This is a genomic window from Pseudoalteromonas sp. SR43-3, from assembly GCF_014163875.1.
GTDB classification, from domain to species: Bacteria; Pseudomonadota; Gammaproteobacteria; order Enterobacterales; family Alteromonadaceae; genus Pseudoalteromonas; species Pseudoalteromonas distincta.
On record NZ_JACJEC010000034.1, the window covers coordinates 1 to 11034 of the forward strand.

General features: G+C 39.6%; 9 protein-coding genes and 1 tRNA gene. 8 read left to right on the forward strand and 2 right to left on the reverse strand.

Annotated elements, in window-relative coordinates; all coding sequences use genetic code 11:
- Positions 1 to 330 precede the first annotated feature (330 nt).
- On the forward strand, positions 331 to 777 hold the full coding sequence (locus H5088_RS19920) for an Hsp20 family protein (protein WP_024595972.1): 447 nt from the start codon (positions 331 to 333) through the stop codon (positions 775 to 777).
- A gap of 60 nt (positions 778 to 837) precedes the next feature.
- On the opposite strand, the gene H5088_RS19925 is transcribed toward H5088_RS19920, so the two are convergent.
- Complete coding sequence (locus tag H5088_RS19925) at positions 838 to 2394, reverse strand: cryptochrome/photolyase family protein (RefSeq protein WP_182754384.1); 1557 nt, start codon at positions 2392 to 2394, stop codon at positions 838 to 840.
- A gap of 312 nt (positions 2395 to 2706) precedes the next feature.
- Positions 2707 to 3168, reverse strand: a complete 462-nt coding sequence (locus H5088_RS19930) for a globin domain-containing protein (protein WP_002958480.1) — start codon at positions 3166 to 3168, stop codon at positions 2707 to 2709.
- A gap of 435 nt (positions 3169 to 3603) precedes the next feature.
- Here H5088_RS19930 and H5088_RS19935 point away from each other — a divergent pair.
- From H5088_RS19935 to rpsO, 7 genes are all read left to right on the forward strand, one after another.
- Positions 3604 to 3680 (forward strand) — tRNA-Met (locus H5088_RS19935).
- Positions 3681 to 3961: 281 nt separating this feature from the next.
- On the forward strand, positions 3962 to 4417 hold the full coding sequence (gene rimP / locus H5088_RS19940; RefSeq protein ID WP_002958482.1) for a ribosome maturation factor RimP: 456 nt from the start codon (positions 3962 to 3964) through the stop codon (positions 4415 to 4417).
- Between the two features lie 39 nt (positions 4418 to 4456).
- Complete coding sequence (gene nusA / locus H5088_RS19945; RefSeq protein ID WP_002958483.1) at positions 4457 to 5956, forward strand: transcription termination factor NusA; 1500 nt, start codon at positions 4457 to 4459, stop codon at positions 5954 to 5956.
- A 25-nt stretch (positions 5957 to 5981) separates the two neighbouring features.
- On the forward strand, positions 5982 to 8642 hold the full coding sequence (gene infB, locus H5088_RS19950) for a translation initiation factor IF-2 (protein ID WP_002958484.1): 2661 nt from the start codon (positions 5982 to 5984) through the stop codon (positions 8640 to 8642).
- Positions 8643 to 8751: 109 nt separating this feature from the next.
- A complete protein-coding gene (gene rbfA / locus H5088_RS19955) occupies positions 8752 to 9234 on the forward strand; it encodes a 30S ribosome-binding factor RbfA (RefSeq protein WP_182754387.1) in 483 nt (160 codons plus the stop codon).
- Complete coding sequence (gene truB / locus H5088_RS19960) at positions 9218 to 10177, forward strand: tRNA pseudouridine(55) synthase TruB (protein ID WP_024595969.1); 960 nt, start codon at positions 9218 to 9220, stop codon at positions 10175 to 10177. The genes rbfA and truB overlap by 17 nt, the downstream gene beginning before the upstream one ends.
- A gap of 153 nt (positions 10178 to 10330) precedes the next feature.
- The gene (gene rpsO, locus H5088_RS19965; protein ID WP_002958490.1) at positions 10331 to 10600 is read left to right on the forward strand and encodes a 30S ribosomal protein S15; all 270 of its coding nucleotides are present in this window, start codon (positions 10331 to 10333) and stop codon (positions 10598 to 10600) included.
- Positions 10601 to 11034: the final 434 nt, after the last annotated feature.

Here is an 11034-nt window from a genome sequence, read left to right on the forward strand (position 1 = left end):
CCAAGCGCACAGGGCGTGCATCTGTGAAAGTGTTATGGCAAGGATGGCTTAAGTTACAAGCCATCCTGGAAGGCTACGATTTAGCAAAATCTCTTGAGTCAGACTTGTGATCAAGAGACAGCTTTTTAGTGCCTTTTTTTATTTATTTTTAATTTTTTAAAATTAATCTCTTGAAAACAATTTTACCGTCCATATATAGTTAAGTAGGACGCCTGATGGGTCCTAAATTAAACTTAAATAATTGAAATTTATATTATTAATTAAACTTTGCTTGAGCTTGTTCAATAGAAAAGCACATGCAAAATATCGCTTAAATATGAGGATATTATTATGCGTACAGTAGACTTATCACCACTTTATCGTTCATTTATCGGCTTCGAACATTTAGCATCACTTATGGATGCGGCAGCTAATACAGATAAGCAGCCAAGTTTTCCTCCTTACAACATAGAAGCACTCGATAAAGACAAATACAGAATCACTATGGCCGTTGCCGGTTTTAGCGATAACGAATTAACCATTGAGTCAGAAAATAACACATTAAAAGTTACAGGTACTAAAGCAAATAAAGATGAAAACGCAGAGCGTAAATTTATTCATCAAGGTATTGCTGAGCGTAACTTTGAACGTAAATTCCAGTTAGGAGATCATGTAAAAGTACTTGGCGCAGATTTAGCCAATGGCTTACTAAGTATTGACTTAGAACGTGAAATCCCTGAAGCGCTAAAACCACGTAAAATTGAAATTGGTAATAGCAATCTAATAGAAGGTAAATAATCTTCTAAAGTACATATTCCCCTGATTACTTAGCCGCCTCATTCGAGGCGGCTTTTTTGTTTACAGCGCTTCTAAATTATTAAGGTAGTAGATTGCTTGTTGCAGCGTTTGTTCTTGGAGTGTTTTTTCTTGTTTATCCCAGTTTTTATATACCATACCAATACGAGGGTTCTTTTCTAGCCTGTCTCTGTGTTTATTCATGAAATGCCAGTACAGACTATTTAGCGGGCAAGCTTTATCACCTACTTTTTGTTTTACATCGTACTGACAGCTTTTGCAGTAATCGCTCATCTTATTAATGTAGTTACCGCTTGCAGCATAAGGTTTAGTCGCAATTATTCCATCATCGGCAAACTGGCTCATTCCTCGGGTGTTGGGCATCTCTACCCACTCTATGGCATCGATATAAACACCTAGGTACCAATTATCTACGTCATCAGGGTTTATTCCTGTAAGCATGCAAAAGTTTCCAATAACCATTAGGCGTTGAATATGGTGGGCATAAGCGGTTTCAAGGCTTTGTTTTAATGAGTGGCTTAGGCAATTCATTTTTGTAGAGCTGTTCCAAAAATAAGATGGTAGTGTGTTTTTGGCTTGTAGTTGATTTTTAACAGCGTAGTCGGGCATGTTAATCCAATAAATGGCACGTACATATTCTCTCCAACCTAATATTTGCCTAGTAAAGCCCTCTACTTGCGAGAGGGATATTTCACTGGGTCTTTGTTCGTATTCTCTTATTACACGTTTGATTACATATAACGGGTGGAGTATTTTTGCGTTTAGGGCAAACGATAATCGGCTATGGTACAAGCTGGTATTATTTTTACTTTGATCTGTCATCGCATCTTGAAAGTGACCAAAGCAACTAAGTAAATGCTCGCAAAAGTATTCGAGAGATTCAATGGCTTGTTTACGCGTTGTTGGCCACTCTAGTTTCTGATCGGCTATTTCGCCAAAGTAAACGATCTTGTGCTTATTTAAGCGAGAAATGATGCTCTTGACATTATTATTGAATAGCTTAGGTTTTGGTATACACGCTAAGTCAGCTTTGGAAAATTTATTACGATTATTACTGTCAAAATTCCATTTGCCACCGGTTGGCTTAGTATCATCAACTAATATATTAAACTGCTTACGCATAGCACGATAGAAGTGCTCCATTGTCACATGCTTGTTTTTTGTAAAGCGTGTTTTTATATCAGTGAACGGTAATAAAAAATGTTCAGTATCTGTGGCAATTACATCAAATGAGCCATCACTTTTAAACTTAGCTAATTGGGACTTAAGCCTAAACTCATCAGGGTATTGATATTCAATAGTTTCGCATTGGTATTTATCGGAAATTCGCTTGAGTAATTCAATTAAGTCTTTGTCGTCAGCGGTATCGTCAAGTGTTAAATGCAAAACATCAAAACCTGCCGTTTTTAATGCAGTTGCAAAGTTTTCCATAGCATTAAAAAAAGCACACAGTTTTTGAATGTGATGCTTAACGTAGTCGGTTTCTTGTTTTAATTCTGCGATGAGATAAAGCGTGTCGTCGTCTTTTTGTTTATACCATGAATGAGATGGGTTTAGCTGATCGCCTAGTATTAATCTAAGTGTTTTGTGATAGGTCATAGTAAAGCCAAATTTTTTTATACGGGCATAGTTAATTAAACGATCGTTTTAATATTTTACAACAAGCAAATAGGAGTAATTAAGTGCATAACGACAATAGTTTGCTGTTTTTAATGCTTGGGATTAGTTGTTTCTTGAGTTTAATAATAGATTAGTAAAACGAATAGAGGCGGTAAATAACGCAATACATTGTGCTGTTAGCAATAGGGCAAAAAAGTTTAACCGCATATCGAGGCGTTTTTGACCATGGTGTTAAAATGAGCATAATTAAGGGGAGATTAAGTAAATTAAGTCTCCCCCCCAATTGAATATCTAAATTTTATTACTTTGCTTTTGCTGCATTCTTTGTTGTAACGAAACCACATTGGTAACGTTGAAAAGAACATTGCTTGCAAAGCTTTCAAAGTACCTAAGCGCTTTTTTCCAAGCGAGCTGACTCTCAGTAGTAAAATGTTTACCAAGGTGCTCTTCAAGGGTTTCGTAAAAAGCGTTAGATAAAAGGGCAATGTCACTGTGTGAAGCGCCGCTTTTTTTTAGATACATTAAATGGTGAGCTAAAAAGGGAGCTACCGATGCTGGTTTATCTAAATGTTTAACAATTCGTTCTAACACGCAAAAGAGGGTAAAGCTCTTTTCGTTAAACTGTAAGGCCGTCGGGTAATTCATCTCAATACTAGATTGGGCTAATTTACTATGAAACTTAGCCGTAAACGCATGAAAGTTAGGCTTAATAATTGTTAAGTTATTTAATAATGCTGATTGTTGTTGATTCATTTTTATCTCGTTGCAGTGAGTAATAACTATTATTATCAAGTAGGAATAAAGTTGATTATAGCGGGCAGTTCAAATTCTGCACGTTTTTTTAGTGTGAAAGTATGGCTTTTTGTTATATCTATTTACTTTCTGGTAATTAGTGAGCCTTTAAAACGTATTTTAAGAGTTATTAAACTTCAGTTTATCTGATTTTTATCCTGAAATAATAAGCTACTACATTTTATGACTCAAGTATGGGAATTTTATAAAGTTGGCTGATTACTTATGTTACTTACATATACATTAAATTAGCATCTTGACGAATTGCAAATTTTATAAACTAATTGCGTATTATAGTTGCTAATTATCCTGTACATCCTTATAATAGCGGCCATTGTTTAGCGTGTTGTATAACAGCTAACAGCGATATTAAATTTAAGGTTTGATATCTATTGGCGCGGGATGGAGCAGTCTGGTAGCTCGTCGGGCTCATAACCCGAAGGTCGTCGGTTCAAATCCGGCTCCCGCAACCAATTCTACTAGTAGGTATTACCTTACTAATTTATATCGCGCATTCTAAGTAATGCGCGTTTTGCGTTTTAGGCTATGTAGTTTAATTAGGTCAGTTTACTGACTCGCAACCAAGCTTGGCCCTCGGCCACACAGTTTTATGCTTTATTGGTGTGACGCCCCGCTTGGTTCGGGGCGTTGTTGTATCTGCACCTTACGATTTGTGGCAATTGCTATCAAATTAAAATTTAAACTCAGTATTTTAGGGCTATAAGCCCTTTTTTTGTTTGTATGGAGGATTTTCGTGACAAAACTTGAACAAGATTTAGTAACCATGTTAACGCCTGCGGTAGAAATGTTAGGCTTTGAGTTGCATGGTCTTGAATTTGTACAAGCGGGTCGCCATTCTACCTTAAGAGTATATATTGCTCATGAGGATGGGATCTCAGTTGATAACTGTGCGGATGCCAGTCGCCAAATTAGTGCGATTTTAGACGTCGAAGACCCAATTACAAATGAATATGATTTGGAAGTATCGTCTCCTGGTGTTGATCGTCTATTATTCAAACAAGATCACTACGAGCAGGCGCAAGGAGAGGAAGTACGCGTGCGTACTAAACTTCCACAGGATGGTCGTCGTAATTTTAAAGGCGACTTAGTAGCAGTTAGCAGCGATATGATCACACTATCTAGCGATGGTGCAGAGCATCTGATCATGCTTAGTAACATCGAACGTGCGAATTTAATCGCGAAGTTTTAAATTCGAGTGCGAAGGAATAGGGCAAGCGAGGCATTACCCATGGCAAAAGAGATATTATTGGTTGCTGAAGCCGTTTCCAATGAGAAAGCGGTTCCAAAAGAAAAGATTTTTGAAGCTCTAGAGTTCGCTCTAGCGACAGCGACAAAGAAAAAACACGATGGCGAAATTGAAGTACGTGTAGCAATTGACCGTAAAACCGGTGATTACGATACGTTCCGTCGCTGGCAAATTGCCGCTGTATTAGAAGATGGTTCTTTAGAGAACCCATACAGCGAAATCACTCTAGAAGCAGCACAGGTTGAAGAACCTGATTTGCAAATGGGTGATTATGTTGAAGAGCAAATTGACTCAATCAAATTTGACCGTATTACAACACAAATGGCTAAGCAAGTTATCGTACAAAAAGTACGTGAAGCTGAGCGCGCTTTAGTTGTTGAAGCATACAAAGATCAAGAAGGCGAGCTGGTAACGGGTGTTGTTAAAAAAGCAACTCGCGATGCAATCGTACTTGATTTAGGTAACAACGCAGAAGCGGTAATTTACCGTGATGACATGTTGCCACGTGAAAACTTCCGCCCGGGTGATCGAATCCGTGGTCTTTTATATGAAGTTAAACCTGAAGCACGCGGTGCACAATTATTTGTAACGCGCTCTAAACCTGAAATGCTAATGGAATTATTCCGCATTGAGGTGCCAGAAATTGGCGAAGAGATGATTGAGTTACGTGCAGCTGCACGTGATCCAGGTTCACGCGCTAAAATTGCTGTTAAATCTAACGACAAACGCATTGATCCAATTGGTGCATGTGTTGGTATGCGTGGCGCACGAGTTCAAGCTGTATCGTCTGAGCTTGGTGGTGAACGTGTTGATATCGTACTTTACGATGACAACCCAGCACAATTTGTTATCAATGCAATGGCGCCAGCAGAAGTTGCTTCAATCGTAATGGATGAAGACACTCACTCAATGGATATCGCTGTAGAAGCCGATAACCTAGCACAAGCAATTGGTCGTAATGGTCAGAATGTTCGTTTAGCAAGCCAATTAACTGGCTGGGAACTAAACGTAATGACTGTTGAAGACATGCGTACCAAAAATGAAGCTGAATCTGATAAGTTACTTAACTTATTCACTGAAAATTTAGATATAGATGATGAGTTTGCATCATTACTTATTAACGAAGGTTTCTCGACACTTGAAGAAGTGGCGTATGTACCTGCGTCTGAATTTTTAGAAATTGATGGTCTTGATGAAGAGACTGTAGATTTATTGCGTTCACGCGCAAAAGATGCATTGACAACTAAAGCACTTAAAACGGAAGAAAGCTTAGATGGCGCAGAGCCAGCTGAAGACTTACTTGCGCTTGAAGGCTTAGAGCGTCACTTAGCATTTGTTATGGCAAGCAAAGGTGTTGTTACACTTGAAGACTTGGCAGAGCAAGGTATTGACGAATTAGTTGATATCACAGAACTTTCATCTGAAAAAGCGGGTGAACTGATTATGGCTGCACGAAACATTTGTTGGTTTGCAGACGAGTAATTTATTAACGGAGGTATTACACACTATGGCAGAAGTAAATGTTGAAAAACTAGCCGGCGATATAGGTACAACTGTTGATAAATTGCTACAGCAGTTTTCACAAGCAGGTATCACTAAGCAAGCAACTGATAACGTAACAGAAGCTGAAAAAGCAACGTTACTTGATCATTTAAGCAAGCATCATGGTGGTACAGGTTCAGATGGCCCAGCGCGTATGACTTTACAACGTAAGAGCAAAAGCACATTAAGTGTGACTGGTTCTACGGGTAAAGCTAAAGATGTTCAAGTTGAAGTTCGCAAAACACGTACCTACGTGAAGAAAAGCGCAATGGAACAAGAACAAGAGCAAGCACGCTTAGCCGCTGAAGAAAAAGCCCGTCTTGAACAGCAACAAAAAGCTGAACAAGAAGCCGCAGAATTAAAAGCGAAACAAGAGGCAGAACGTAAAGCGAAAGAAGAAGCTGACCGTAAAGCCAAAGAAGAAGCTAAACGCAAAGCTGATGCAGAGCGTAAAGCGAAACAAAAGCAGATGACCCCAGAGCAAAGTGCTAAGTCTGAGAAAGATCGCATAGAAGCTGAGCGTCTGCAAAAAGAAGCAGAAGAGGCCGCATTGAAGAAAGCTGAAGAAGAAGCGAAACGTCAAGCAGAAGAGGCAAGAAAGCTAGCTGAAGAGAATTCAGCACGCTGGAAGAAAGAAGAAGAAGAACGTAAGAAACGCGAAGAAACAGCGGATCACCATCTTACGACTTCGACTTATGCACGTGAAGCAGAAGATGTTGCCGATGCTCGTGATGAGCAAGGCACTCGCCGTGCTAAGAAAAAGAAAAAAGCGCCAGCAAAAGATAAATTTGCAGCGTCAAGAGGCCGTAACAAGTCTAAATTAAAAGCACCAGCATCGCTGCAGCATGGTTTCCAAAAACCAACTGTTGATGTTAAAAATGAAGTGCGTATTAGCGAAACAATTACAGTAGCTGAGCTTGCATCACGCATGGCTGTTAAAGGCGCTGAAGTTGTTAAAACAATGATGAAAATGGGTGACATGGTTACTATTAACCAAGTGATCGACCAAGAAGCTGCACAACTAGTTGCAGAAGAAATGGGTCACAAGGTTATCATTGTTAAAGAAAACGAATTAGAGCAAACAGTACTTAACGACCGCCATGAAGATGGTAAGTCAGAGCCTCGTGCTCCAGTAGTAACTGTAATGGGTCACGTTGACCATGGTAAAACATCGACTCTAGATTACATTCGTTCTGCGAAGGTTGCTTCTGGCGAAGCCGGTGGTATTACACAGCATATTGGTGCATACCATGTTGATGTAAACGGCAATATGATTACCTTCTTAGATACTCCAGGACATGCTGCATTTACATCAATGCGTGCTCGTGGTGCTAAAGCGACAGATATCGTAATCTTAGTGGTTGCAGCAGATGATGGTGTTATGCCACAAACTAAAGAAGCGGTACAGCACGCACGTGCAGCTGGCGTTCCTTTAATCATTGCTGTAAACAAAATGGATAAAGAAGGCGCAGATCCAGATCGCGTTAAAAACGAACTAGCTCAGCTAGACGTTATCCCTGAAGAATGGGGCGGCGATACGCAGTACGTTCATATCTCAGCTAAAACTGGTCTAGGTATTGATGACCTTCTTGAAGCCGTACTTATGCAATCTGAGCTTTTAGAGCTTTCTGCCCCTACCGAAGGTATGGCTGCAGGTGTTGTAATTGAATCTCGTCTTGATAAAGGCCGCGGTCCAGTTGCATCAGTACTTGTTCAATCTGGTACGCTTAACCAAGGTGACATTGTATTATGTGGTCTTGAGTATGGCCGTGTTCGTGCAATGCGCGATGAAAACGGTAAAGACATCAAGTCGGCAGGTCCATCTATTCCAGTGGAAATTTTAGGTCTTTCTGGTATTCCAGCTGCGGGCGACGAAGCAACTGTTGTTAAAGACGAGCGTAAAGCGCGTGAAGTTGCTTTATACCGTCAAGGTAAGTTCCGAGATGTTAAACTAGCACGTCAACAAAAAGCTAAGCTTGAAAACATGTTTACTAACATGACTGAAGGTGATGTTTCTGAAGTTAACGTGGTACTTAAAGCAGACGTTCAAGGTTCTATCGAAGCAATCTCTGATTCACTAACTAAACTTTCTACTGATGAAGTGAAAGTGAAGATTGTAGGTTCTGGTGTTGGTGGTATTACTGAGACTGATGCGACACTAGCTGCAGCGTCTAACGCAATTGTAGTTGGCTTTAACGTTCGTGCTGATGCTTCTGCTCGTAAAGTGATTGATACTGAAAACTTAGACCTTCGTTATTACAGCGTAATTTATGCCTTAATCGAAGAAGTTAAGCAAGCAATGTCAGGCATGCTAGCACCTGAGTTTAAACAAGAAATCATTGGTCTTGCGCAAGTTCGTGACGTATTCAAGTCTCCAAAAATTGGCGCAATTGCTGGTTGTATGGTTACTGAAGGTGTTATTAAACGTAGCGCTCCAATCCGTGTACTACGTGAAAACGTGGTTATCTATGAAGGTGAACTTGAGTCACTTCGTCGCTTTAAAGACGATGTTGCTGATGTTCGTAACGGCATGGAATGTGGTATCGGCGTTAAGAACTACAATGACGTACGTGTTGGTGACCAAATCGAAGTATTTGAAACAGTTGAAGTACAACGTACTCTTTAATTGTTAGCTCGCTAAACTAATAAATGGGGGCTTAGCCCCCATTTGTGTATCCATTATTTAATTAGCTTATTATTAAATTTCAATAAGTTATGATTTTAGGACAAATGCAATGAGAGAATTTTCTCGCACTGATCGTGTTGCACAGCAAATCCAAAAAGAAATTGCTGTAATTTTACAACGCGAAATTAAAGATCCACGCTTAGGTATGGTGACAGTGTCAGCGGTAGAAGTATCGCGTGATTTATCTTATGCCAAAATTTTCATCACTGTGTTTAACACACAAGATGAAGATGCAGCTAAGCAAAGCGCTAAAGTACTTAATGAAGCAACGGGTTATATTCGCTCGTTACTTGGTAAGCGTATTCGTGCTCGTATAATGCCTGAGTTAAAGTTTGTAGTTGATAATTCACTGATGGAAGGTATGCGTATTTCTAATTTAGTGGATTCTATTATCCGCGAAGATAACGCAAAGCATGTCGATGAAGATGTAGAAAGTGTTGATGCTGATATTTCAGATAGTGAACAAAGTAGTAAGCACGTAGAAGATACAGATAGCGAAGAAGGCACTGATACAGATGGCAAAGCGCAGTAAAGGCCGTGCAGTTGACGGTATTTTGTTGTTAAACAAACCGCAAGGCATTTCATCAAATAAAGCTCTGCAGCAAGCGAAAGGTGTTTATTTTGCACAAAAAGCTGGCCACACTGGGGCTTTAGACCCGCTTGCTACAGGTATGCTGCCAATTTGTTTTGGTGAGGCGACTAAGTTTACGCAGTTTTTACTCGATACAGATAAAACCTATATCGTTCGTGCAAAACTGGGTGAGCGTACAACAACATCAGATTCTGATGGCGAAATCGTAAGCACGAAAGATGTGAATGTGACGCGTGAGCAGTTAACAAAAGAAATTGCAGCTTTTGTTGGAGAGTCAGATCAATATCCATCAATGTACTCAGCACTTAAGTATCAAGGTAGACCATTATATAAGTACGCACGAGAGGGTATTGAAGTCCCTCGTAAATGCAGAAAAATAAATGTGTTTAGCTTATCGTTTGACGAATTTGATGAACAAAACAACGTATTACAAATGACGGCTCATGTATCAAAAGGGACGTATATTCGTACAATCGTTGATGATTTGGGCGAAAACCTAGGGTGTGGCGCACACGTTATAATGCTTCACAGAACTGCTGTTGGTCAGTATCCGGCAGATAAAATGGTTTCGCTTGATGAAATTGAAGCGTTGCTTGCTAAAGCGAAAGCAGAAGAGCTTGCGCCTTCTACTTATTTAGACGCGTTGTTATTACCTATAGACACTGCTTTAACTGATTTACCTGTTATTGAAATTTCGAAAGAGCAGGGCAAAGTATTTAGTCATGGGCAAGCAGTCGAGTTACCTGAAGCTTTACCTGAGGGGGCAATTAAAGTTGTTGCGGATGGTGTGTTTATTGGTACTGGCGAGCGCAACTCAAGTGGCCATTTAAAGGTTAAACGTGGTCTTGCTAGCCAGCAAGATGATTACGTAAAGCCTGAATAAGCAATTAGTGTGCCCAGCAGTGGCTTATTAGTTGTAGATGGGAATAATTAACTTGTAGTTATTCCCACAGTTGGTAGAATACGCCGGCTTAATCGTTTTGGCTGAATTAGTGATCGGCTAAGACACCTTTTAAATTTAATTTTTGGAGTTACTATGTCACTAAGCAATCAAGAAAAAATCGATATCATTGCTAAATTTGCACGTGCAGAAGGCGATACAGGTTCATCAGAAGTACAAGTAGCATTACTTACTTATGATATCAACAAGCTTCAAGGTCACTTTGCTGATCACAAGCATGACTTCCACTCACGCCGTGGTCTGCTTCGTAAAGTAAGCACTCGCCGTAAACTACTTGATTACCTTAAAGGTAAAGATATCACTAGTTATACTGCACTAATCAAAGAACTTGGCCTACGTCGTTAAGAACTAGATTATAGAAATGGGAGCTTTTTAGCTCCTTTTTTTGTGCCTAAAATTTGTGTTTGAAAATAAAACAAATTTATAAACTTATTGAATTATATTGTAAAACTCCTATTTCATAGCTTATCAAGCATCGTTGTATTTACCCACTCATTAGCCCAGCTTAAATCTAGTAGCTAGTGTGTGTTGACCTTTCGTGATTAATTTTGCAGCTGTATGTTTGGTCTTTAGGCAAGGCAGCGCCTATGTAGTGTGGTTATTCGCCATAAATAGGCGATAACGCAGCATTAATGCCAAACATGCGCTGCCCTGCGGGCTGAGGGATCCCCACTTTATCCAGCGGCCTCTTTTTCGTAATTCAAAATAAAGTTTTTTAAACTTTTTTCTATATAGCTTTGTGTAATACGTCTCTTACATAGCTTTATGACTTGCTTGGC

Coding starts and splice junctions, on each gene's coding strand:
- H5088_RS19920 (WP_024595972.1), top strand. CDS start 331: ATGCGTACAGTAGACTTATCACCACTTTATCGTTCATTTATCGGCTTC.
- H5088_RS19925 (WP_182754384.1), bottom strand. CDS start 2,394: ATGACCTATCACAAAACACTTAGATTAATACTAGGCGATCAGCTAAAC.
- H5088_RS19930 (WP_002958480.1), bottom strand. CDS start 3,168: ATGAATCAACAACAATCAGCATTATTAAATAACTTAACAATTATTAAG.
- nusA (WP_002958483.1), top strand. CDS start 4,457: ATGGCAAAAGAGATATTATTGGTTGCTGAAGCCGTTTCCAATGAGAAA.
- infB (WP_002958484.1), top strand. CDS start 5,982: ATGGCAGAAGTAAATGTTGAAAAACTAGCCGGCGATATAGGTACAACT.
- rbfA (WP_182754387.1), top strand. CDS start 8,752: ATGAGAGAATTTTCTCGCACTGATCGTGTTGCACAGCAAATCCAAAAA.
- truB (WP_024595969.1), top strand. CDS start 9,218: ATGGCAAAGCGCAGTAAAGGCCGTGCAGTTGACGGTATTTTGTTGTTA.
- rpsO (WP_002958490.1), top strand. CDS start 10,331: ATGTCACTAAGCAATCAAGAAAAAATCGATATCATTGCTAAATTTGCA.